Annotated in this window: 21 protein-coding genes and 1 pseudogene; 11 read left to right on the top strand and 11 right to left on the bottom strand. The window is 68.5% G+C overall.

What is annotated here, in order from left to right; translation table 11 throughout:
* Window positions 1–2: 2 nt before the first annotated feature.
* Window positions 3–1,118 carry a hypothetical protein gene (locus ACFVYL_RS14595; RefSeq protein ID WP_389715509.1) on the bottom strand — a complete coding sequence of 372 codons (1,116 nt, stop codon included), beginning with the start codon at window positions 1,116–1,118 and terminating at the stop codon, window positions 3–5.
* Window positions 1,119–1,742: 624 nt separating this feature from the next.
* Between ACFVYL_RS14595 and ACFVYL_RS14590 the strand changes: the two genes are divergently transcribed.
* Window positions 1,743–4,046, top strand: a complete 2,304-nt coding sequence (locus tag ACFVYL_RS14590; RefSeq protein WP_389715507.1) for a hypothetical protein — start codon at window positions 1,743–1,745, stop codon at window positions 4,044–4,046.
* A gap of 530 nt (window positions 4,047–4,576) precedes the next feature.
* Here ACFVYL_RS14590 and ACFVYL_RS14585 read toward each other — a convergent pair.
* Window positions 4,577–4,981, bottom strand: a complete 405-nt coding sequence (locus ACFVYL_RS14585; protein ID WP_389715506.1) for an arsenate reductase ArsC — start codon at window positions 4,979–4,981, stop codon at window positions 4,577–4,579.
* A gap of 89 nt (window positions 4,982–5,070) precedes the next feature.
* Here ACFVYL_RS14585 and ACFVYL_RS14580 point away from each other — a divergent pair, with 89 nt between their 5' ends.
* The 5 genes from ACFVYL_RS14580 (at window position 5,071) to ACFVYL_RS14560 (ending at window position 8,569) form a co-directional block, all read left to right on the top strand.
* On the top strand, window positions 5,071–5,376 hold the full coding sequence (locus ACFVYL_RS14580) for an ArsR/SmtB family transcription factor (protein ID WP_389715504.1): 306 nt from the start codon (window positions 5,071–5,073) through the stop codon (window positions 5,374–5,376).
* Between the two features lie 19 nt (window positions 5,377–5,395).
* Window positions 5,396–6,526, top strand: a complete 1,131-nt coding sequence (arsB, locus tag ACFVYL_RS14575) for an ACR3 family arsenite efflux transporter (protein ID WP_389715502.1) — start codon at window positions 5,396–5,398, stop codon at window positions 6,524–6,526.
* Between the two features lie 186 nt (window positions 6,527–6,712).
* Window positions 6,713–7,210 (top strand): winged helix-turn-helix transcriptional regulator, encoded by a 498-nt coding sequence (locus ACFVYL_RS14570; RefSeq protein WP_389715501.1) that lies wholly within the window; start codon window positions 6,713–6,715, stop codon window positions 7,208–7,210.
* A 95-nt stretch (window positions 7,211–7,305) separates the two neighbouring features.
* Complete coding sequence (locus ACFVYL_RS14565) at window positions 7,306–8,154, top strand: alpha/beta fold hydrolase (protein WP_389715499.1); 849 nt, start codon at window positions 7,306–7,308, stop codon at window positions 8,152–8,154.
* A gap of 16 nt (window positions 8,155–8,170) precedes the next feature.
* Complete coding sequence (locus ACFVYL_RS14560; protein ID WP_389715497.1) at window positions 8,171–8,569, top strand: nuclear transport factor 2 family protein; 399 nt, start codon at window positions 8,171–8,173, stop codon at window positions 8,567–8,569.
* A gap of 53 nt (window positions 8,570–8,622) precedes the next feature.
* On the opposite strand, the gene ACFVYL_RS14555 is transcribed toward ACFVYL_RS14560, so the two are convergent.
* The 3 genes from ACFVYL_RS14555 to ACFVYL_RS14545 form a co-directional block, all read right to left on the bottom strand.
* Entirely contained in the window at window positions 8,623–9,591 is a 969-nt protein-coding gene (locus ACFVYL_RS14555) for a MerR family transcriptional regulator (protein WP_389715496.1), read from the bottom strand.
* A gap of 153 nt (window positions 9,592–9,744) precedes the next feature.
* Window positions 9,745–10,689 (bottom strand): threonine/serine dehydratase, encoded by a 945-nt coding sequence (locus tag ACFVYL_RS14550; RefSeq protein ID WP_389715494.1) that lies wholly within the window; start codon window positions 10,687–10,689, stop codon window positions 9,745–9,747.
* Between the two features lie 135 nt (window positions 10,690–10,824).
* Window positions 10,825–11,337, bottom strand: coding sequence for a DUF2199 domain-containing protein (locus ACFVYL_RS14545; RefSeq protein WP_389715493.1), 513 nt, complete (start codon window positions 11,335–11,337; stop codon window positions 10,825–10,827).
* A gap of 230 nt (window positions 11,338–11,567) precedes the next feature.
* On the opposite strand from ACFVYL_RS14545, the pseudogene ACFVYL_RS14540 reads away from it, so the two are divergent.
* A pseudogene (locus ACFVYL_RS14540) lies at window positions 11,568–12,390 on the top strand (transposase); the annotation flags it as partial.
* Window positions 12,391–12,622: 232 nt separating this feature from the next.
* Window positions 12,623–13,873 carry a neprosin family prolyl endopeptidase gene (locus ACFVYL_RS14535; RefSeq protein WP_389715492.1) on the top strand — a complete coding sequence of 417 codons (1,251 nt, stop codon included), beginning with the start codon at window positions 12,623–12,625 and terminating at the stop codon, window positions 13,871–13,873.
* Between the two features lie 88 nt (window positions 13,874–13,961).
* Here ACFVYL_RS14535 and ACFVYL_RS14530 read toward each other — a convergent pair whose 3' ends face one another.
* A complete protein-coding gene (locus tag ACFVYL_RS14530) occupies window positions 13,962–17,579 on the bottom strand; it encodes a hypothetical protein (RefSeq protein WP_389715491.1) in 3,618 nt (1,205 codons plus the stop codon).
* A 138-nt stretch (window positions 17,580–17,717) separates the two neighbouring features.
* Between ACFVYL_RS14530 and ACFVYL_RS14525 the strand changes: the two genes are divergently transcribed.
* Entirely contained in the window at window positions 17,718–17,993 is a 276-nt protein-coding gene (locus ACFVYL_RS14525; protein WP_389715490.1) for a hypothetical protein, read from the top strand.
* Window positions 17,994–18,090: 97 nt separating this feature from the next.
* On the opposite strand, the gene ACFVYL_RS14520 is transcribed toward ACFVYL_RS14525, so the two are convergent.
* From ACFVYL_RS14520 to ACFVYL_RS14505, 4 genes are all read right to left on the bottom strand, one after another.
* Complete coding sequence (locus ACFVYL_RS14520) at window positions 18,091–18,537, bottom strand: DMT family transporter (RefSeq protein WP_389715489.1); 447 nt, start codon at window positions 18,535–18,537, stop codon at window positions 18,091–18,093.
* A gap of 80 nt (window positions 18,538–18,617) precedes the next feature.
* Window positions 18,618–18,938 carry a DMT family transporter gene (locus ACFVYL_RS14515; RefSeq protein ID WP_389715488.1) on the bottom strand — a complete coding sequence of 107 codons (321 nt, stop codon included), beginning with the start codon at window positions 18,936–18,938 and terminating at the stop codon, window positions 18,618–18,620.
* A gap of 11 nt (window positions 18,939–18,949) precedes the next feature.
* Entirely contained in the window at window positions 18,950–19,459 is a 510-nt protein-coding gene (locus ACFVYL_RS14510) for a deaminase (protein ID WP_389715486.1), read from the bottom strand.
* Window positions 19,456–20,052, bottom strand: a complete 597-nt coding sequence (locus ACFVYL_RS14505; RefSeq protein ID WP_389715485.1) for a DsbA family protein — start codon at window positions 20,050–20,052, stop codon at window positions 19,456–19,458. Before ACFVYL_RS14505 ends, ACFVYL_RS14510 begins: the two co-directional genes overlap by 4 nt.
* A 115-nt stretch (window positions 20,053–20,167) precedes the next feature.
* Here ACFVYL_RS14505 and ACFVYL_RS14500 point away from each other — a divergent pair, with 115 nt between their 5' ends.
* Both ACFVYL_RS14500 and ACFVYL_RS14495 read left to right on the top strand, forming a co-directional pair.
* Window positions 20,168–20,527 carry a MerR family transcriptional regulator gene (locus tag ACFVYL_RS14500; RefSeq protein ID WP_389715484.1) on the top strand — a complete coding sequence of 120 codons (360 nt, stop codon included), beginning with the start codon at window positions 20,168–20,170 and terminating at the stop codon, window positions 20,525–20,527.
* A gap of 277 nt (window positions 20,528–20,804) precedes the next feature.
* Entirely contained in the window at window positions 20,805–21,125 is a 321-nt protein-coding gene (locus ACFVYL_RS14495) for a hypothetical protein (RefSeq protein ID WP_389715483.1), read from the top strand.
* 198 nt (window positions 21,126–21,323) lie between these two features.
* Here ACFVYL_RS14495 and ACFVYL_RS14490 read toward each other — a convergent pair whose 3' ends face one another.
* Window positions 21,324–21,707, bottom strand: a complete 384-nt coding sequence (locus ACFVYL_RS14490) for an ArsR/SmtB family transcription factor (protein WP_389715482.1) — start codon at window positions 21,705–21,707, stop codon at window positions 21,324–21,326.
* Window positions 21,708–21,778: the final 71 nt, after the last annotated feature.

Here is a 21,778-nt window from a genome sequence, read left to right as displayed (position 1 = left end):
GATCAGGCGCCGGAGTGCGGCCGGATCGTGACCGTGGCGTGCCCGGTGGCGAAGATCGGAGCGCCGATCTCGAAGGCGACGGTCACCGGCCCCGTGGGGGCGTCGTGGTCCACGCCCATGGCCGGGTAGACGGACGCCCACTTACCGGGGGCGAGCTCCAGCGGGAGCGCCTCGCAGGTCAGCGTGCGGTTGCCGTTGGTGAGGACGCCCGGCACCACGGTCTCCTCCGGGTCGTCGTCCTGGCGGGTCATGACGAGGCGCTCCTCCAGGAAGTAGAGGCCCTCGGGGGCGGTGAAGACGGCCGGGTGCGTGCCGATGCGGCGGCTGCCGCGGTTGGTGAGGGCGAGCACCACGGGATACTGCCAGATCTGCCCCTGGGCAACGGTCGCCTGGGCGGGCTTGCGCTGCTCGACGGTGAGCAGGGAGCTGCCGCCGCCGGAGCCCTCCAGCCGGACGTGGGCGAGGAGCATGCCGCTGTGGCCGTCGGAGTCGGCGCCCAGGTCGGGGTGGAGCCCGGACCGCCCGGGGTTGGCGAATCGCACGGTCACGTGCTGGTGTCCCTCCGGCACCCGGAAGGCGAGCCGCCGCTTGTGCCAGGCGGGGTCGTTGACGCGCTCGTCGCTGTGGGAAGCGGTGCCGCCCTTGCCGGAGTAGTACTGGATGTAGTCCTCGCGCAGCACGATGTGGCCGTCGGTCTCGACCTCGACCCGCAGATACGTGGGCCGCTCGATGCCGTGTCCGGGCCAAAGGTTGTAGCCGTGGTAGAAGGACAGCTCGTACGCCTGGCCGCCGGTGGCCTGGACGTCCTGCTCGATGAAGCCGAGCGTGCCAGGTCCGTTGATGTCGATGACGTTCTCGGTGCTGGCGAAGGAGTGCTGCGCGTCGTCCGGGAAGTGCCCGTCGGCGGCGCCGTTGATCAGGTCGACGGCGTCCTGGGCCTCGGCGGGGTGCTCCACCTTTCCGTGGCCGGTGTACCTGCCCCAGGTCCAGCCGCCCAGGCCGAGGAATTGATCACCGTTGAAGCGGCCGGCCGCCTTGATGCCGTGGTTCCCGGTCTGCCAGTCGCTCCCCTCCTTGAAGGTGTACTCGGAAAAGCTGCCGTTCTTGATGAGATTCATGACCGTCCTCGTTCGTCGGTGATCCGTGTTCATCGGTCCGCGCCGGACGTACGGGCTCATGGCGCCGTGACGGGCATCCCGCTCCCAGGTATTAATTGATCCCTGTATCAGCCAACTGGCAGCCCCTGCCATGGAATAGGGGTGAGGAGGCATCGTCAACACCCTGCGCGGGCCATATCGCTTCGTGTGCCCAACAGGGGTCTACCTCGTATTACCGCGAACACGCAAGTCAGTCCGTCTGCGCTGTGCACCGATTCGGCGTGAGGAGAGAAAACGGGCCGCCCGGAGAAAGTTGTTGCGTCGATTTCCCGTAACGTGGGAGGGGTGTCAAGACCGCCGGAAATCCGCTGCCTTGCAGGCCGGGGCGGTAGTGACGGGGCGATTTCCAGCCGTATGCCGCGTACCGCGCATTGTCCGAAGAGCGAGGTAATTCTCGCCGTCGGGGGTGGGTAGGCTCGCTCATGCCGCCGGATCGGCAATTGCGTCACTCCGCGACCAGGCATCCATTTCGCATGGGTCCGGCTGCCGAAGCGTCACGAATTCGCTCACACTTTCCACTACTTCCGAACGAGGTGGTGTGCCGCGTTGCGGCGGCATTCCCCGTGCGGACAGGAGAACTCAGCGATGACCACGAAAAGCAACGCCACCACCCAGGCAGCGACGTTCCCGGACGGCACGATCATCACCGCGGCGGGCAACGGCCAGGCGGGATTCGTCGCCGACGGCGGACCGGCGGTCGGCACCAAGCTGCACTACCCCTACGGCGTGGCGGTCGACGGCTCCGGCAACGTCTACATCGCCGACACCCACAACCACCGGGTCCGCAGGATCACCCCCGAGGGGGCCATCACCACCGTGGCCGGGAACGGCGACGCCGGCTTCGTCTCCGACGGCGGGCCCGCCGTGGCCACCCGCCTCAATTACCCCACCGATGTGGCGGTGGACGGCGCGGGCAACCTCTACATCGCCGACCGGCACAACCACCGCATCCGCAAGGTGACCCCCGACGGCAACATCACGACCGTGGCCGGGAACGGCAACGCCGGCTTCATCTCCGACGGTGGACCGGCCGTCGCCACCCCGCTCAACTACCCCTGGTCGGTGACGGTCGACGAGGCGGGCAACCTCTACATCGGCGACACCAACAACCACCGCGTCCGCAAGGTCGACACCCGCGGCACCATCACCACTGTCGCGGGCACGGGCCAGGCCGGATACGTCTCCGACGGCGGCCCCGCCGTCGCCACCAAGCTCCACTATCCATTCGGCGTTGCCCTGGACTCCGCGGGCACTCTCTACATCGCGGATCGCTACAACCACCGGGTCCGCAAGGTGACCCCCAACAACATCATCACCACCGTCGCCGGGAACGGCAACGCCGGCTACGTCGCCGACGGCGGCCCCGCGGTCGCCACCTCGCTCAACTACCCGGTCGGCGTGGCCCTGGACTCCGCGGGCAACCTCTACATCGGCGACACCAACAACCACCGCGTCCGCAAGGTGACTACGAACGGCATCGTCACGACCGTCGCGGGCACCGGCACCGCCGGATACGTCGCCGACGGCGGCCCCGCGGCGGGCACGCACCTCTACCACCCCCACGGGGTCGCGGTGGACCGCTCCGGCAGCCTGTTCATCGCGGACGGCTACAACCATCGCATCCGCCGGGTCTACGGCGTGGCCACCGTGGTGCCTGCGACACCTCCCGTGGCCGATCTCTACGGCAAGGTCCTGGCGCCCGCCTCGGTGCCGCGCGGCCAGGAGTTCGACCTCGGCGCCCAGGTCCGCAGCAGGGGCCCCGCCGTGGTCGACGGCGACCTCGTCACCGTGGTGCTGAACCTGCCGTACGGGCTGGTCGGCGCAGTCGGTCCGGACGCCGGTGAACGGCGGCTCGCCCGCACCTTCGCCGGATCCCAACTGGCCCCCTTCGGCGCCTCCCTGGACGGCGTCTTCCGGGTGGTGGCGCCCGCGGCCACGCAGCCGGGGACCTACGAGGCGAGGCTGGAGATCCAGTACGGCGGCGACCTCAACCTCAAGGACAACACCTTCACCCTGCCGATCACGGTCACCGTGCCCGCGCCGGTCGCCGACGAGACCGCGCTGACGGTCTTCCAGGAGGTCGTGCCGGAGAGCTCCCCCGGCCAGACCAGCCGCTGCAATCTGCGGTTCCTCGCCCCCACCGGTCAGCCGGTCAACCCCGGCGTGATCATCCAGCGCTACACTGCGCCCACCGGCTTCGTCTTCACCGGCCAGCCCGTCTTCGCGTACCACGGCACGGTGGAGGGCGTGGTCTCCGGCGCCCTCGACCACGAGGTGTACGACTCCGGCCGCACACTGATCATTCGCAGCAATCCGCATCTGAACACCACGGCCAGCGACACCGGCAGCCTGGTCTACACGCTCCCGATGCGCGCCACCCAGGACGCGACGGCCGGGCTCAAGAGCGACGGTTCGGCCAGCGTCGGCCGGCACGGGCCGATCCAGCTCGTCGGAAAGGTCATCGGGTCGAGCACCGGCCTGTCCGTCCGCGTGGACCAGTCCCGCCCGGAGAACGCCACCGTACGGCCGGGACAGCAGTGGGTGTACCCGGCGGTGTTCACCATCACCAACACCGGCACCCGCACGATCGGCACCCAGCGGCTGGTGCTCACCGCTCCCGAGGGCCTGCGCTTCACCCAGGACCAGTTGGCGATGTCCCGGGAGGGCGAGAGCCAGGAGATCGTCAGCCCGGCCGAGCGCTCCAACGGCAACCGCACCCTGACCTGCCGCGAGGTGGCGTTCGACCTCGCCCGTGGCAAGTGGGCGGTCGTCTACCCGGAGATGGAGGCCGACGAGGCCGCCGAGCCGGGCACCGTGCGGGTCGGCCTCGAACTCGGCAGCCCCGCGATCGCCTCGGGCCTCGCCACGCTCACCGTCGAGGACCGCTAGTCGCCTCCGGGCGGTTCGCGCAATGTCCACGTCGGGCCGATGAGTTGAAGGCCGCGCGGGCAGCCGACCGGAAGCTGACCCGGGTCCTGAACCAACGACCACGACGCTACGGCACTGGGCCAAGGGCTGTGGCTGCCCTTGGCCTCCGGTAGTGCCGCTTGCTTAGGTTCGCCGTTACCGGTAGTCCGTTTGCACCTGGCGGTAGAAGTCAGGGGGCTGCCGGTGGTGACCGCGTCGAGGAGGGCCTGAAGCTCGGGTGGCGGGTCTTGGTCGGTCCAGGCTCGCCACCAGCGGGGCGGAAGGGTGGCCGGGGTGAGCCAGGAGCAGACCGCGCGTAAGGCCCTGGGCCAGCAGGGCGGTTGAGGCTGGTGGGGTGTGTCGACATGAAGCGCGACGGCCTCGACGTAGCCCCTCAAGGTGGCCACGCGTCTTCGCGGGTCAGCCGCGCGGTGGCCGCATACGCAGTGCTCGAAGTGCGCCCTCGTCCGGCCCGTGCCCTCGTCCGGCACCGGAGGCGGCGGTGGCGCCTTCTACTGGGAGTCGATCTCGGCGATGAGGGCCTCGACCCGGGTTCTGATCTGGTCGCGGATCGGGCGGACCGCCTCTACTCCCTTGCCCGCAGGATCTTCCAGCACCCAGTCGAGGTAGTGCTTGCCGGGGAAGATCGGGCAGGCGTCGCCGCATCCCATGGTGATGACGTAGTCGGAGGCCTGGACGGCATCAACGGTGAGACTTCTCGGCTCAGCTGCGGAGATGTCGACGCCGACTTCCTTCATCGCCTCGACCGCGGCCGGGTTGACCTGATCGCCGGGGATCGACCCGGCGGAGCGGACCTCGATCCGGCCCCCGGCCAGGTGCGTGAGAAATCCGGCGGCCATCTGTGAGCGGCCGGCGTTGTGGACGCAGACGAATAGGACGGACGGCTTGTCGGCCATGGTGACCTTCTCTCTCGTCGCGTGGCGGATCCAGTCCTCACATCAGCCCTCGCTGGTATCAGCAGGCAGTGATGTGACACTATCAGCGCATGCTGACTTCAGTCGACCCTGATGTGGTCCGGGCGCTGGGTGACCCGCTCCGCCTGCAGATCGTGACTCTGCTCGCCCAGGAGACGCTCTGCACGACGCACCTGGTGGAAGAGACCGGCGCCAGGCAGACCAACCTCTCCAACCATCTGAAGGTGCTGCGCGAGGTGGGTCTGGTGGAGACCGAGCCGTGCGGCCGCTTCACCTACTACAAACTGCGCCCTGAGGTCCTGGCCTCGCTGTCCGGGCAGTTCGCGGAGCTTGCCGCCTCCGCTCGCACCGCGGCCAAGAACAAGAGGGCCTGCTGATGAGAGAGAAGGCCTGCCGATGAGCCGCACGGACACCACCCCGCAGCGCGACCAGCAAGCGCCGTCGGGGGACGGCATCGTCGCCAAGCTCTCCACCCTGGACCGCTACCTGGCCGTGTGGATCCTGCTGGCCATGGCCGTCGGCCTGGGCCTTGGCAGGCTGATCCCGGGCATGAATGACGCGCTGACGAAGATCGAGATCGGCGGGATCTCCCTGCCGATCGCCGTCGGCCTGCTCGTGATGATGTACCCGGTGCTGGCCAAGGTGCGTTACGACAAGCTCGACACGGTCACCGGCGACCGCAAGCTGATGGTGTCGTCGCTGGTCATCAACTGGCTCGTCGGCCCGGCCGTGATGTTCGCGCTCGCATGGATCTTCCTGGCGGATCTGCCGGAGTACCGCACCGGGTTGATCATCGTCGGGCTCGCCCGCTGCATCGCGATGGTCATCATCTGGAACGACCTGGCCTGCGGCGACCGCGAAGCCGCAGCCGTCCTGGTCGCGCTGAACTCAGTGTTCCAGGTCATCGCCTTCGGCCTCCTGGGCTGGCTCTACCTCGACCTGCTGCCGGGCTGGCTCGGCCTGGGCAGCGGCGAGCACCTCGACATCCCCATGTGGAAGATCGCGCTGAACGTCGTCATCTTCCTCGGCATTCCGCTGCTGGCCGGGTTCCTCACCCGCCACATCGGCGAGAAGAAGATGGGCCGCTCCGGCTACGAGACCACGTTCCTGCCGACGATCGGCCCGTGGGCGCTGTACGGCCTGCTGTTCACGATCGTCATCCTCTTCGCCCTGCAGGGCAAGACCATCACCTCGCAGCCGCTGGACGTCGCGCGCATCGCGCTGCCGCTCCTGGTGTACTTCGCCCTCATGTTCTTCGGCACGTTCCTGCTGGGCAAGGGCATGGGTCTGCCCTACGACCGCACCGCGACCCTCGCGTTCACGGCCGCGGGCAACAACTTCGAGCTGGCCATTGCCGTCGCCATCGCCACCTTCGGCGTCACCAGCGGCCAGGCCCTGTCCGGCGTCGTCGGCCCGCTGATCGAGGTGCCGGTGCTGATCGGCCTGGTGTACGTGGCCCTGGCCTGGCGCAGGAAGTACGCCGTTGACGCGGTGGGCACGGCCTCTTGGTCCACTCGGCAGAGGTGATGGGGATCGGCGGCGGGCAGTCCAAGCGCCGGACTTCCGGCTCGGACACCGGGCCCACGGACCAATCCGTTCGGCCTCGCCGCGAGCCGCTGGGTGACGGCCGATGCCAGGCAGGGTCGTAGGTAGTAACTTTGTGGTACTAGTTTTAATTTGATACCACATTGGGGCCATCGCAGAGGAGAAGCCGTGTCCGACCACGGGAGCCGCGTCAACTTCCAGCACGGGCAGGAGTTCCTGGCCGCGATCTCCGAACGCTGGAACTACCAGATCCTGAGGGAGGTGTTCTTCGGCGTCGGCCGCTTCGGTGAACTCAAGCGGAATCTGGGAATCTCGGCGAGCATCCTCACCGCACGGCTCAACAGTCTGACCGAGCTGGGCCTGCTCACCAAGCGCGCCTACCGATCCGACAAGCCGTGGTACGAGTACACGCTCACCGACAGCGCCCGCGAACTCGTCGTCCCCGCCATCGCGGCCGTCACACGTTGGGCCGAAACGCACGCGACCGATACCGATGTCACGCACCACCCACTGATGCACACGACATGCGGCAACCCCACCAATCCGTACCTCGCGTGCAGCAGCTGCCATCAGCCGGTGGACGCCTCGACCCTGCACCCGACGACCGCCGGGGAGAGCGGTGCCGGCCGGCAGGGCGGGTCGGCTCCCGCGGCGCCGGGCGACTGAGCACCCCGATCCGGAACTGGGTAGTAGCGTTCTGAAACTAGTAGCTCTACAGTACTACTTACTGAACGTCTCTCAGATTGCGGAGAGGACCGATCATGACCACGAATTGGCTCGAAGGGGTTACCGAGAAGCTGATCCCCACCTCACTGGGCCTGATCAACGTGCGCGTCGGCGGCCGTGGTGACGGCCCCGCCCTGGTGTGCTGGCCGAGCCTGATGATGGACGGCACCATGTGGCAGTACCAGTACGAGCACTTCGCCCCCACGCACCGCGTCGTGCTCATCGACAGCCCCGGACACGGCAGGTCCGACGCGCTACGCAAGATCATCGATCTCAAGGACTGCTCCGACACGCTCGTCGAGATCCTCGACGCGCTCGAGATCGACAAGTGCGTCCTGGTGGGCAACAGTTGGGGCGGCATGCTCGCCGGCGTCTTCCCGGCCTACTACCCGCAGCGGACCGCGGCGGCGGTCGGTATCAACTGCACCGCCTCGCTGCCCACGACGTTCGAGAGCATCTGGGCCGGCGCGCTGTCCGCCTTCCTCTCGCTGCACGCGAAGATGCCACCCCTGGCCGCCAAAGCGGCCAAGGCGGCGTTCGCCGGCCCCACCGCCGAGGCCACCAACCCGGAGTTCGTGGAATTCACCAAGTCCGTTCTGCGGGACGACCCGAAGTCGGTGGCGTGGGCACTGCGCAGCATCCTCATAGGACGCAAGGACGAGCACCGCCGCCTGAACACCATCAAGAACGTGCCCGTCCTGATCATCGCCGGTGAGGAGGACAGCCAGTTCCCGGTGCACGTGGTGCGGAAGATGGCGGACGCCATCGAGGGGAGCACCTTCCGTGTGCTCCAGCACACCGCGCACCTCGCCGCTCGCGAGAACCCCGAAGGTGTCAACGCCGAGATCGGCGCCTTCCTGGCCTCCCTGCCCGCAGCGGCCTGACGGGGAGACCTACGCCATGACAGACACCGCACACGCGACGGCCGTACCCGACTGGGTCCTGAAGTTCATGGACGCCATTGACACCCTGGAGTTCGGTGAGGGTTTCGCGCCGCTGACCGAGGACACCGACATGTTCTTCGGCACCGAGCACATCCACGGCGTCGAGGCCATCAAGGCGTTCTTCGTCAGGATCGACGAGCCACTGAACATCACCCACGAGGTCCTGGAGTACTGGACCGCGGGCGACGGCGTCCGCCTGCTGCGCGGCGAGGCCACCATGTCCAAGAAGAGCGCGCCGCACCAGGAGGTGCGCGCCCCCTTCATGCACATCTTCTCTCTCGACCAAGAAGATCCGGTCCGCGTCCGCACACTCCGCATCACCGCGGGCCCGCTTCGGACCGACGCCGTGATGTGACCCCATTCCGGGGCCCGACGCGAGTGCCCGGGCCCCGGAACGTAGACCGTGTTTCAGGAAGCGGGTGACTCGTGGGGGGCGAGTCCTTCGAGTCCTTCGGCCAATTCCATGCAGCGCAGGCGGGCCGGGGAGAAGTCGTAGGGCATCTTTCCGGTGGCTTCGAATGCGCTCATGGACTCTTGCCCCCTGCCAGAGCTCTGGCCAGCCTCGTCCTCGTCTTCACCCTCACCAGCGGCAGCGGCAGCGGCAGCGGCAGCGGCAGCGGCTGGAGGGTGCAAAGCGTCCCAGGAGTCGAAGAGCGCGTCGTCGCTCTGAGCCAGGCCGGAATCCTCAATGACGGCTTGCAGCACCTTTTCGAAGGCGTGCCGTTCGCCGGCCACCTGGGTCACGCGGGGGTCATCGACCGCGATCGTGTCATCGAGTGCCTCCTCGGCGGCATCAACACGGTCGGATTCCTCCCGCAGATCCGGGTGGGTGGCCAGGGCGATGAAACGGGTGGCCTGGACGGCCGCACCGAGCGGGCCGAAGATCCGCTCGGTGACCAGCAGACCGTCCAGGTCCGCCTGGCGCAGGGAGCCCTCGGGCAGGCTCTTGAGGCGGCTGGTGACGAAGTCGGAGAGCAGGCCCATCCTGCTGCCTTCGGTGCGCATGCGCTGCACGGCAGTCCGCTGCCGCCGCAGTTCTGCTTCCTGGGCGACGAGGGTTTCCTCCAGCCGTTCCAGGATGCCCGCGATGCCGTGGTCGCTGTCACTGTCGCTGTCGCTGTCGGCACGGGCACAAGGCGTGTCGGCGAAGGCGACACGGATGTCGTCCAGGGCGATTCCGGCGTCGGCCATCTTGCGGATCCACAGGAGCCGGATCATGTCTTCGTAGCCGTAGCGGCGGCGGTCGTCACTGCCCCGCTCGGGTTCGGGAAGCAGGCCGATCTCGTGGTAGTGACGGATCGCCCGCGGTGTGGTGCCGACGAAGGCCGCCGCATCACCGATCTTGACCTGGCGCGGCGGGATGAAGGACGAATACATGAGCGGGGCCTTCCTCAGTGGGGCGGGACGTGAGCCCACCGGACCACATACCGCTAGGGAAGGTGCAACTCCATGCACTCCGCCCGGCATCCATGCCAGGAGATGCACGCCCTGCTCCGTAACGATCGGTCCGCACGCCCTCTGCCAGCGCATCTACCCCGCGTACGCCATCACGTCATCCACCGAGGCATTACCTCCGCAGATCACCAGGCCGAGCCGTGTCTCGTCACCGGTCTTGGCGAGGACGCGGCGGGCGGCCGGAAGGAGACACCCGGCGGCGGGCTCGGCCCACACCTTGGCATGTTCGGCCAGCTCCCGAACACCGGCAAAGGCCTCTGCCTCGGGCACGACCAGTACCTCGTCGACCAGGTCGCGCACCATGGTGTAGGTCAGTGGTGACACCGTGGGCGCACCGAGCGTGGTGATCCGCGAGTCAACGTTCACCTGTACCGGCCCGCCGTGGGTCAGCGCCTGCGACATCGCGTCGGCGCCGGTGGTCTCCACACCCCACACCCGCACACCCGGGCGCCGCGCCCGCAGTGCCGCCGCCACACCGGCGATCAGCCCGCCCCCGCCGATGGAAACCAACACATCCGTCAACTCGCCCGCATCTACGGCAAGTTCAAGCCCCACGGTGCCCTGCCCCGCGATCACCACCGGATCGGCGAACGGATGCAGGAGCGTGAGCCCATCGGCCTCCAGCTGTTCCATGAGAGCGAACGCCTCGGCCATGGTGGGGGTCAACCGGACGTCGGCGCCGGCAGCACGGGCGTACGCCACGGAACGGGCCGGTGCGGCCTGCGGCATGACCACCGTGGCTCGCACGCCCAGCGCGGCCGACATCTCCGCCACGGCGACACCGTGATTGCCGCCGGACACCGCCACCACGCCGGCCGCACGCTCTTCGTCGGTCAGGGTGAGCAGCTTCGCGACGGCACCCCGCGCCTTGAACGACCCACTGCGCTGCAGCAGTTCGAGCTTGACCGTGACCGGCACGCCGAGCAGCGCGCTCAACCCCGGACTGGACACCGTGGGGGTACGCACCACGTGACCGGTAATCTTGGCCGCTGCGGCCTCCAGCTCCTCGACACCGATCATGGCGCCCCCTCCACATTGCGTCGTACGCGGTCTTCGTCTGCACGATACGTGGGTGTGCTCCGGGGCTTTCGCACCAGACCCTAGACTTGTGATTTATCTTTGGGCGTCACGCAGAGCCAGGTGTCCGAGCATTGGTCAATTCGCTGAGTGGAAAACGGCTTCGGCGATCTCGCGCACGCGGTCCATGGTGATGCCGGTGTGTTGTTCGACGGCAAGGGGGTGGCCGGTGGCCTCCAGTTCGACGGACGGGCGCTGGCCGACCTGCCTGGTGTGGACGTGAGTCTTCAGGTTGATGGTGCTGAGCGAGTAGAGACCGAGTTCGGTGCTCAGCCATCCGAAGTACGGCTCTTCGGCTTCGCGTTGCGGACTATCCCAGAGGTCTGCGGCACGGGAGAAGTTGTCCCGGCTGAGGGAGACCCAGACCGACCACGAGAACACCTCATCGCTGCCGATGACCGGTATCTCGATCAGGCCCTTGACGAAGTAGTACTGTGCCTGGATGACGCACTGATCGGACGAGAGCAGGCAATCCGGTGCGTCCGCGAAGCTCTCGTCCCACACGTAGGGGGCCGTGGTCGCGTAGTGCAACGGCAGTTCCGCATGATGCTCGCCGCAGCACGAGCAGGTAAATCCGCGATCGCTGGTCATGGGCAGGAGCCTAATGACCGATGCCAGCGCTGCTCACGTCAGCATCCGGTTGCAGGGGCCGGGCCTGTCAGAAGAGAGCCTGGGTTGCCCAGGGAAGGACGTCCGGGAACTTCGCACGGGGTCGTACTTCAGGTCGGCCCTTGCTCTTCGCCGGCGATGCAGGCGTTCTTCGCGCGATCGTGTGCCGTGGCGAAAGGGGGATTTGATCAGCGCGAAGGCTGTGAACATGGTTGCCCCGGCCCGGGCCTGGACGGGATGCGTTGGCCCACGTGTCCCGGTTCCGGGGCGACTTCTCTGCGTGCCTGACCACCCGGCGTGATGAACTGTTCAAGCTTGCCGAGGCGGTGCTGTGTGCGGACGGCCCGGTGAAGTCGCCAGTCGATCTGACGTTGACGCCTGAGCACCGGCGGGGGCACGGCGGGATGTACGACGGCCTGAACAACGGTCACATCGACGTCGAGCAGCTGCGAACTGTGATGGCTGGCCTGTCGCTGCCACGGTTACCTGGTGGGCGGCTGGTCCTGGCCGTCGACGTCCCGCCGTGGCTCCGCTCCGACGCACCGTGCTCGGCGGAACGGCTGTTCTGCCACGTCTACGGCCGGGCGAAGTCCTCGTCTCAGTTCATCCCGGGCTGGCCGTACTCCTTCGTCGCCGTCCTGGAGCCCGGGCGCACCTCCTGGACCACGGTCGTGGACGTGGTCCGCCTGGGACCGGCTGATGATGCCACCGCAGTGACTGTCGCCCAACTCCGCGTGGTGGTCACGCGGTTGTTCATGGCCAGTCAATGGTTGCGCGGCGATCCGGGGTCGTCATCGTGGGCGATGCCGGCTACGACGTCACCCGCTTCGCCTGGGTCTTGCGGGACCTGCCGGTCGAGCTGATGGGCAGGGTCTGCTCGGACCGGGTGATGCGACTGCCGAAACCACCCCGCGTCTACGGCCCGCAGGGCGGGCGTCCAAGCACAGGCCGGAGTTCCGCTTCAACAAGCCGGAGACCTGGCCCGAGCCTTCTGTCGCCCAGGTGACAGCCCCTGGCGACGCCAGGCTCTTCGCGGCCCTATCCCTACGCGGTTCCTCCTCCCCCACAAGGGTGAAGAAGGGTCATACCCTCACATCCAGACGTAGCCGAAGGTGTAATCGAAGTGGCCCCTCGTCGTCGACGCTGCCCCGGACACGCAACGGCTGGTGTCCGGACAGTAAGCCGTAAAACACCGATCCGTCGGCTCGACGTCCGCGGCTGCCGCTGACCGTGCGTATGCGGATATCCGACCAAGGGAGCACCCCCCATGACTGCTCAACTCTCCCCGCAGCCCCTGGACGCATTTCTGAGGTCCGTCGCCTCGACCACGTACGAGGAAGCACGCCGACTGCCCGGCGCCGCCGTCGCGAGCTCACGAGACTTCGACGAGCTTCAGGCGTACGTCATGGATCTGTACGAGGGCGTCAGCGCCGTCGAGAGCTACGTCGAAACCGATGGCCAGGTCGTCGACTGCGTCCCCGAGGACGCACACCCCGCAGCGCGCCGCTGGGGCGGCCTCGCCGTCGCTCCCGACCAAGGGCCCCCTCAACTGGCCGAATCCGACGAGCCGATGACGCCGGATCCGAGGTCGCGGGAAGCCATGAGCCCGCCGCCTCAGAACGTGCTCGCCGCACGGACCGCCCCCGCGGGCACCACACCCCTGTACCGCACCACTCTCTCGGGACTGTGCCGGTTCCGGACCCTCGCGGCCTCCTCAGCGAAGGAACGACCGCTCGACCTCGCGGCATCCGCGGACGCCGCGGCACCGGCAGCCGCGCTCGGCAAGCGATATGCGACCGGCGAGCAGAACATCCCCTGCCTCGGCGGGGCAAGCCGCATCAACGTGTGGAACCCGTTCGCCGCGGCGTCGAACCAGTCGACCTTCAGCCAGCAGTGGTACTACGCGGGACTGGAAGGCCCCATCCTGCAAACCGTGGAATGCGGCTGGCATGTCGACATCACGAAGTACGGCAACGCCACGCCCCACTTCTTCGTCTTCGCCACCCGGCGGAACTACGAACCCGACCACTCCTTCTACAACGAAGCAGGCCAGGCGTTCCAGCCGGTCGCCAACCCGTATGTGCGTCCGGGCGCCCCCTTGGCGGTGTCCCAGAGCAACGGCACGCAGGTCGAGTACAAGATGGGCTTCTACTTCACCAACAACGCCTGGTGGCTCTACTTCGACGACCACCCGATCGGCTGCTACCCGGCGGCATGGTTCAACGGCGGACCGATGGCCACCAGCGCCGTCCGCGCCAAGTTCGGCGGCGAGGTCGGAACTCTGATCACTCAGTGGCCCCCGATGGGCTCCGGACGACACGCGTCGGCAGGCTTCGGACAGGCGGCGTACCAGCGCCTCGCGGCGGTGAACCCCGTGAGCGGCGGTGCGGTGCACGCGACCCTGTCGGACGCGGGGTCGGTGAGCGGCCCCTGCTATTCACTCCAGATCACCAACAACTCAGGGCCCGACTGGGGAAGTTACCTGTTCTTCGGGGGGCCGGGCGGGAACTCCTGCTGAATACCGCCGCTGCGCTGCACAAGGGTGGATCAGGGGGTGGCAAGGCTCAACGTCTTCACGACCGACGTCGACCGACTCCTCGGCGTAGTCATGAGCGGCACGGGGAACGCCCTGTCGCGTCGTCCTTCACGTAGGTGGTGCGCTCTTGTGGGGTGAGGCCGCGGTTGACGGCGTGGCAGATCTTGCGGAGGGCGGCGTCCGGTTGGAGAGGGGCCGCGTCCCACAGTCGTACGGCGCCCTCGTCGCTGCCACCCGCTATGTGCTTCCCATCGGGGCTGAAGGCAAGAGCCGCCCTGCTGGCAGTACGTTGGGGGAGCGCGTAGCGGAGCTTGCCGGTCGCGGTGTCGTAGACACGGATCTCGCCGTCGGTACGGCCGTTGAGCACAAGGCCGTGCCCGTCGGGGCTGAAGGCCAGGGCCCCGACCTTGTCGGCGCGCTGCGGCATGACAGTTCGCAGGGTGCCGCTTTCAACGTCCCACACCCGTACGCGGCCCTTGAGGTCGCCGGCGGCCACGGTCTTCCCGTCGGGGCTGAAGGCTGCCACGGGAGTCAGTGCCGAGAACGCCTGGAACCCCCTGAACAGGCGGGTCCTGCCTGAGGCAAGGTTCCAGGACTGCACCACTCCTGTCGCGTCACCGGCAGTCAGCAGGTCTCCGTGAGACGTGAAGGCGATGGCCAGTACATGGCCGACGGGCTTGGTGAATGCGGCGCGTACCTTGCCGGTGGCCACATCCCACAAGCGCACCACCGCCCTTTCTGACCGTTCGTCGGTACCGAGGCCGGCCAGGCTGCGCCCGTCGGGGCTGAAGGCCACGGAGCGCACCTTGGGGAACCCCCGCAGGGCCGTTGCCCGCGGGGTGCCGGTTGCCGTGTTCCACAGCCGCACTTCCCCGCCGTGCGGACCGGAGTTGCTGCCCGTGGCCAGTAAGCGTCCGTCGGGGCTGAAGGCCATGGCCGCGGGCTCGTCGGAGCGCGGGATCGTGGGTGCCCGTGCCGCTTCCGCGGTCATGTCCCACAAGCGCACATCACCGTCTACCGCGCTGCTGGCCAGGGAACGGCCGTCAGAGCTGAAGGTCAGGTCGCCTATGAGGGCGGAGTGGCCGGCGAGCATGGTGCGGGCCTTGCCCGTGGCCGTATCCCAAAGCCTGATGCGCAGATCACTGCCGCTGGTGGCGAGCGTGCGGCTGTCCGGGCTGAACTTCAGGAAGATCACTTCGGCGGCCGGCACAAAGTACATCGCCCGGAGGCGGCGCTTGCCGAGATCCCAGAGGCGCACCCTTCCGTTCGCAGCGGCGGTGGCGAGCGCGCGGCCGTCGGCCGCGATGGCCACTGACGCCACCCGACCGCCCGGAACCGGCAGTGGAGTACGGGACTTGAGCGAGACCGTGTCCCACAGCTGTACGGTTCCTTGGCCTTTTCCGTTCATACCGCCTATCGCCAGAGTGCGCCCGTCAGGGGTGAACGCCAGGGCGTGCACACGGCTCACCGCTCCGTTGAAGGTCGCCCGAAGGCGGCCAGTGGCGGCATCCCACAGCCGTACTGGTCTGTCCTCGTCGTTGACAGCTGCCACCGTGCGAGCGTCAGGACTCACCGCCTTCCACATGTGCGCGGTGCCGCGCAACGTCGTGTGGTGCGCGCCAGTGACCGCGTCCCACCACCACAGTTTGCTGTCGTCATCGCCGCTGACCAGCAGACGTCCGCGGCGGTCGAACGCCAACGACGGAAGGCCTCTGACGATGCCGGTGAACGATCGTCTCGTGGTTCCGCTTGTCACGTCCCGCAGCTCCACGCGCGTCCTGCCGTCACGCAAGCCGCCGATGGCCAGCGTGCGTCCGTCGGGGCTGTACGCCGCCTGCACCACTTGGGTGAACTGACCATGCCCGAGACGGCGGTTGAGCGGTCGGCCGGCGGCGGTAAGGAGGCTGGTGGCGGCCTCCTGGGTGGCGCTGGTGTCGTAGGCGTGGACGGCCAGGAGGGAGGCGAGGTCGGGCTGGGTGTCGAGCAGGGCCGCGGACTGGGCGGCGAGCTGCCGGGATACGGCGGTCTGCCGCGCGGCCACCGCGCGTGCGCGCTGCTGGTCGCTGGTGCGGCTCTGCTGCCAGGCAAGCAGGCCGGCGGTCAGGGCCAGGGTGAGCAGCACGGACACGGCGATGGAGAACCGGCGCAGCCGTCGGGTCGTGCGGGTGGCTGCTCGCTGTTCTTGGTCGCGGACGGCGGTGCTGGTGTTCAGGAAGGTGCGTTCCAGGTCGGTGAGGTGGGTGTGGCTGTCAGGGTGGGGGAAGTGTTCTTCGGCGCTCGCCAGGCGGGTTCCCCGGTACAACGCGCCGGGATCTCGGTCGAGTTCGGCCCACGCAGTGGCGGCTTCGGTGAGGCGCCGGTGGGTGCGCAGACGTTCTCGGTCCTCCTCGATCCAGGCGCTCAGCCGAGGCCAGGCGGTGATCAGCGCCTCGTGGGCCAGGTCGACGGTGGTGCCCTCAAGGGTGAGTAGGCGGGCGCAGGCCAGCAGGTCAAGGACGGTACGGGTATCGGGGCGCTGGTCCTCCTCCAGTTCGCTCACGTCAATGGGACGGCGGGTGTCCGGTGTGCCCTCGCCCGGGGTGATCAGGCGCAGCAGGATGCGTCGGGCCGTGCCGGCCTGGGCCTCGGAGAGCCGGGTATGGACGTCTTCGGCGGTGTGGGCGATGGCTCCGTGCAGGCCCCCGGCGGTGTCGTAGGCCTCGTGGGTGAGGGTGCGGCCGCGACGGTGGCGCCAGGTTTCCAGCAGGGCGTGGGAGAGCAGCGGGAGGCTGCCGGGTTCGGTGGCGGCCTGGTCGACCAGATGGGCGGCCAGTGTGCGTTCCACGGTCAGCCCGGCCGCGGTGGCGGGTTTGACGATGGCCTCGCGCAGCTCGCCCGGGGTCATCGGACCGACGGGCAGGCTCGACTCCCTGATGGTCCTGGCGAGTTCGGGGTGTTCGAGGCAGCGGGTGTAGAAGTCGGCGCGTACGCCCAGCAGCACGCGCAGCCGGCTCCCGGGGTGGCGGGCGGCCAGCAGGCGGGTGATGAACTCGCCTCGTTCGGTGGGGTCGTGGCACAGGGTGAATGCCTCCTCGAACTGGTCCACGACCAGCCACGTGTCCCCCTCTGCCGCGGCAGGGGTCAGGGCATCGGCGTGGATGCGCAAGGGATGGGCGCCGGGGGTGAGGATGCGGATCGCCGCCGGGCGCAACCCGGTGTCCTCGATGTGGCGCAGGCGAGTGATGAGCCCGGCCCGCAGGAGGGAGGACTTGCCGCTGCCGGACGGGCCGAAGACCACGGTGACCGGGTGCTGTTGGGCCAGCTGTGTCAGGTGGTCGGTCAAGTGGTCCCGGCCGAAGAACAGATGCGCGTCGCCGGGCTCGAAACGGGCCAGGCCCCGGTACGGGGCCTCAGCGGTGTCCTCGCCGGCGGCCGCGGTCTCGCTCTCCTCACGGGCGGCGGCATGCCAGCGCCGCTCCCAGCCCTGTTCGTCACCTCCGCAGGCTTTGGCGTAGGCGAGCGTCAGGGCCAGGGAGGGGAGCTTCTCCCCCGCGGCGGCCCGGGACAGCGCGGTGATCGAGTAACCGGTGCGCTCGGCCAGCGACCGATAGGCAACACCGCCGGCCTCGTCGCGCAGTGTGCGCAACTCGACCGCGAACCGCGCCACGGGCCCCGCCGCCGGATCGACCGGCTTCTCCCTGCGCCCCATCCTGAATTCCCCCGAACTCCGGACGATCACCGCAGCGTCACGTTACGGGCCCGGTAAAAGCCGGACAAGTTGCCCGTCGGCCATACCTGGCGGCCCTCATCTCTCCGGGACTGGATGGTTTACCTGCGCTGACCTGGGGTGTTGAAAAACACCGCGGTGGTCGTGGACTCCCGGTTGAGCGGACTCGGCAGCAACCCGCGTGCCGCGGAGCGTGAGGACTGGCGCCTGGGATCCCTCTACGCCCGGTGCACGGCGCCGGTGGAATCGGCGCGCGAAGGGATTCGCCAGAAGCGTCGCGAAGCGTTCCTCAAGAGCCACGCCGCGGAGGTCGGACGACTCCAGGACACGCTCGCCAAGCGCTTGCACCAGGTGGAAGACAGCTACAGCGTCCGCTGGAGCTCCCCGACGCTGTGAGGCAGCCGTCCTGGTGAGGCGGGGTGGCCGACGTGGACGTGAGGGCGGGCCCGGCGTCGCCGGGCCCGCCCTCACGTGTGGAGCTGTGTGGTGGTCATTACTGGTGGGCAGGCTGCTCGGTCTGCGTCTGCTCGGGGCCGTCCGAGAGCTTGAGCCAGACGACGCCGCCGATGATCAGGGTGAGCCAGAGGGCCTTGACCGGAGTGAGGGTCTCGTCGAAGAAGAGCGGGCCGAGCAGTGCGGCTCCGACGGCGCCGATGCCAGCCCAGACGGCGTATCCGATGCCGACGTCGATCGTGCGCAGGGCCAGGCTCAACGCGAAGAGCGTCAGCAGGAAGAAGACGACCGCGATCAGCGACCAGGAGAGCACCGTGAAGCCTTTGCTACCTCCCACGGCCAGGGCGTAGGCGATCTCGAAGGCTCCGGCGAGGAGAAGGGTCAGCCATGCACGCGCTCGGTCGCCGCGGGCGGTGGCGTTCTCGGGTGCGGTGACGTTCTCGGGGGTGGTGGTGTTCTCGGGGGTGGTGACAGTGGTGGTGGACATGTGAGTTCCTTCCTCAGGGGCGATCTCGGCGAGGCCGGGGCAGGGTCGGGGTTCGGGTTCGGAGTCGGTGCCCCGAGGCGTCAGGCTGCTCCGCTGAGCTGGAGGCCGACGACTCCGACGATGACGGCGGCGATGCCCAGGAACTTGCGCCAGTCCAGACGCTGGCCGAAGACAAGAGCGCCGAGCACGACGATTCCGACGCCGGCGGTGGCGGTCCAGATCGCGTAGCCGACGCCGACCTCGAAGGTCAGCAGCGCCTGGCTGAGGAGGTAGGTGGCGATGCCGCCGCTGACCAGGGTGGCCGCGGTCCAGCCAGGCCGGGTGAAGCCCTGCGCCCTGCCGGCGGTAATGGCGACGGTGATCTCGAAGACGACGGCGAGAGCGAGGTAGAGCCAGTGCATGACGGGTGTCCTTACGTGGGGGTGGATGAGGAGCGGATGGTGAAGTCCTGGCGCCGCAGGTCGCGATAGCGGATGAAGGGGGCCAGGCCCCGCTCCACGGCAAGGTGCCGGGCCGCGGCGGCCAGCGGCAGCCGGTCGGTCGCGGCGGCCTCGTACCCGGCCCGGTAGTCGAAGCCCCACGCGGCGGCGGTGTGGCGATCGACGGCGAAGCGGACGACTGCGATGCCATGTGCGGCGGCGACGCGGTAGCACAGGGCACACGGCTCTCCCGTCGCCAGCAGGGTGGCTCCCTGCAGAGCGGAGCGGCCGCGGGTCTCAACAGCCCGGCGCAAGGCGACGACCTCTGCGTGGGCCGTGGGGTCGCCGGTCTCGCGGACGAGGTTCACGCCGGGTTCGCAGGCCCAGCCGTCGTCGGCGACGAGCAGCGCGGCGAAGGGAACTCCGCCGGACTCGACCTGGCGGACACCGGCCTCCACCGCGTCGGCCATCAGAGCCGTGAGCCGGGTCGTGTCCGCGGTCATGCTGCGGCCGCTTCGTACAGGGCTCGGCGGATCACGCCTTCGGTGGCGACGCCCTCGATACGCCGGGTGCCGATGACGACCGTGGGTACGACGGTGATGTTCATCCGCGCCGACTCGGCCACCGCCTGCCGGTGACGCTCGGCGTACTCCTCCTCGTCGAGAGCCGCGGCGTAGGCAGCAGGGTCGAGTCCGGCCTCCTCGGCCAGGCGGGCCAGTACCACGCGGTCCCCGATGTCGAGGTCTTCGCGGAAGAACGCCGTCATCACGCGCCGGTGGTAGGCATCGGCCCGGCCCTGCTCCGCGGCGTACTGGGCGCCCCGGAAGGCCAGCTCGGTGCGGGGCTGCGGCGAGAGGGTCGGCAACCGCATCGGCACCTGGTGGTGGCTTGCCATCGGGTACACGGCGCGCTGCCAGATCTCGGGCAGGTACGGGTCCTCCGGACGCAGGGTGGGCGCCGGACGGCGTCGCAGCTCGTGAGCGTGGTGGACGACCTCGACATCGGGCCGGTCCGTGATCGCGCGCTCGATCAGCTCGTCGGCGATCAGGCAGAACGGGCAGACGTAGTCCGACCACAGATGGATCTGAGCGGTCACGGCGACCTCCGGTTCCCCGAGGCACCCCCGGTGGGTGCGGCCCCTGAAGTTTCGGTCTTCACACCGGTGTCAACTTCAAGCAAGATCGTCGGGCGACACACTCACAGGAGGTCTCATGCGTATCGGCGAGTTGGCGGCTGCCACCGGCGTCAGCACCCGTTCCCTGCGGTACTACGAGGAGCACGGGCTCATCCGCTCCGAGCGCACCCCTGGCGGGTGGCGCGACTTCGACAGCTCCATGGTCGAGCGGATCGTGATGATCCAGCACCTGTTCGCCGCGGGCCTGGGCAGCGCCACCATTGACGAGGTGCTCCCCTGCATGGAGGCCCCGCTCGAGGAGCGCAACGGCGTCATGGAGCAGCTGTTCGCCCAGGAGGCCGCACGCCTGGAGGCCAAGCGCCGCGACATCGACCGCGAACTCGACACCCTGCAGGCGCTGCGCACCGAAACGGCCCTGCCCGGCCAAGCCCCGTGATCATCCCAGGGGCCAGGGCAGCGCGTGCCAGGGGAACCCGTGCGCCACAGACAGGGCCGGCGGCCGCCCCGCACGCTTCGTCGTAGAACTCACACCCCATCGCCTCGTTCTGCAACTCCGCAACTCCGCAACTCCGCGCGCGCAAAGCCGTGCCTGCAGCGCAGGAGTACTTCCTTCGAGCGATATCGCGGCAACAGCTCTGTTCCAGCAGCTCTGGAAGCGGGACCTTCGGACGAGGGCCTGGATCAGGCGGCCCCGAGGGAAGGACACCACCTTGATGAAGCTCACGTACGCCACCCGCGCCGTACTGACCGCAGGCGCCGCGCTCATTCTGGCCACCGGGCCCGCCTTCAGTGCGCAGGCCGCTTCGGGCACCTTCGTGTTCGACCGGATCGACGGCACTCACGGCGCGATCACGAATCCGACCAACGGCCGCTGCTACGACTTCGACATGCCCGCCTTCGGAGCCGACAACAGGACCGACACCGACGCCGTGGTGTTCGACACCTACGGGTGCTCCGGCGTGCAGCAACCGCTGCCGAAGCACACAGGCGAGACGTGGGGAAGCTATCGGGGGGAGAGCGTGAGGTTCGGCTAGGGCACTTCTGACGGATCTCCGCGGGAGGAGGAGCGGCGTGGACAGCCGTACAGGGCGAGCGGACCGATTCTCCGACAACCGGGCCATCACCGGCTCCGCACTGGCAGCAGTCGACTCGCTCACGAGGCGGCTCCGGTCGGCACATCGCCGGACTCACGGCGACCGGACTCGCGGCGACCGGACTCAAAGGGAAGCGGACTAACGGGGACCGGAAGCGCGGGGAGCCGAATCTGGGCGGGTGAGCACGGCGGCGAGTCTGTCCGTCGTCGCGGGCAGCAGCCGGTAGTACACCCACGTCCCGCGGCGCTCGGAATCGATCAGTCCGGCCTGCTTCAGGAGCTTGAGGTGGTGGGAGACCGTCGGCTGGGAAAGGTCGAAGGCCGGAGTCAGGTCGCACACGCAGATCTCCCCGTCCTCTCGGGAGGCGATCATCGACAGGAGCCGGAGGCGGACGGGGTCCCCCAGGGCCTTGAACACCTTCGCCAGGTCAGCGGCCTGACCCTCGTCCATCGGCGCGGTCAGCAGCGTCGGGCAGCAGCCGTCTTCGTCCTGCCCGAGCACCACAAGCTTCTGTTTCGACATACTTCTATATTGACGTTTTTCGATCCTGGGTGCAAGGTTGCACAAGGTTGTATCGAGAACCATCGATACAG

Source organism: Streptomyces sp. NPDC058308, assembly GCF_042880275.1.
In the GTDB taxonomy this organism is placed as follows: Bacteria; Actinomycetota; Actinomycetes; order Streptomycetales; family Streptomycetaceae; genus Streptomyces.
Note: the sequence above shows the minus strand (reverse complement) of the source record. Positions and strands in the feature narration are given on the sequence as shown.

Coding starts and splice junctions, on each gene's coding strand:
- ACFVYL_RS14595 (WP_389715509.1), bottom strand. CDS start 1,118: ATGAATCTCATCAAGAACGGCAGCTTTTCCGAGTACACCTTCAAGGAG.
- ACFVYL_RS14590 (WP_389715507.1), top strand. CDS start 1,743: ATGACCACGAAAAGCAACGCCACCACCCAGGCAGCGACGTTCCCGGAC.
- ACFVYL_RS14585 (WP_389715506.1), bottom strand. CDS start 4,981: ATGGCCGACAAGCCGTCCGTCCTATTCGTCTGCGTCCACAACGCCGGC.
- ACFVYL_RS14580 (WP_389715504.1), top strand. CDS start 5,071: ATGCTGACTTCAGTCGACCCTGATGTGGTCCGGGCGCTGGGTGACCCG.
- arsB (WP_389715502.1), top strand. CDS start 5,396: ATGAGCCGCACGGACACCACCCCGCAGCGCGACCAGCAAGCGCCGTCG.
- ACFVYL_RS14565 (WP_389715499.1), top strand. CDS start 7,306: ATGACCACGAATTGGCTCGAAGGGGTTACCGAGAAGCTGATCCCCACC.
- ACFVYL_RS14560 (WP_389715497.1), top strand. CDS start 8,171: ATGACAGACACCGCACACGCGACGGCCGTACCCGACTGGGTCCTGAAG.
- ACFVYL_RS14555 (WP_389715496.1), bottom strand. CDS start 9,591: ATGTATTCGTCCTTCATCCCGCCGCGCCAGGTCAAGATCGGTGATGCG.
- ACFVYL_RS14550 (WP_389715494.1), bottom strand. CDS start 10,689: ATGATCGGTGTCGAGGAGCTGGAGGCCGCAGCGGCCAAGATTACCGGT.
- ACFVYL_RS14545 (WP_389715493.1), bottom strand. CDS start 11,337: ATGACCAGCGATCGCGGATTTACCTGCTCGTGCTGCGGCGAGCATCAT.
- ACFVYL_RS14535 (WP_389715492.1), top strand. CDS start 12,623: ATGACTGCTCAACTCTCCCCGCAGCCCCTGGACGCATTTCTGAGGTCC.
- ACFVYL_RS14530 (WP_389715491.1), bottom strand. CDS start 17,579: ATGGGGCGCAGGGAGAAGCCGGTCGATCCGGCGGCGGGGCCCGTGGCG.
- ACFVYL_RS14520 (WP_389715489.1), bottom strand. CDS start 18,537: ATGTCCACCACCACTGTCACCACCCCCGAGAACACCACCACCCCCGAG.
- ACFVYL_RS14515 (WP_389715488.1), bottom strand. CDS start 18,938: ATGCACTGGCTCTACCTCGCTCTCGCCGTCGTCTTCGAGATCACCGTC.
- ACFVYL_RS14510 (WP_389715486.1), bottom strand. CDS start 19,459: ATGACCGCGGACACGACCCGGCTCACGGCTCTGATGGCCGACGCGGTG.
- ACFVYL_RS14500 (WP_389715484.1), top strand. CDS start 20,168: ATGCGTATCGGCGAGTTGGCGGCTGCCACCGGCGTCAGCACCCGTTCC.
- ACFVYL_RS14495 (WP_389715483.1), top strand. CDS start 20,805: ATGAAGCTCACGTACGCCACCCGCGCCGTACTGACCGCAGGCGCCGCG.
- ACFVYL_RS14490 (WP_389715482.1), bottom strand. CDS start 21,707: ATGTCGAAACAGAAGCTTGTGGTGCTCGGGCAGGACGAAGACGGCTGC.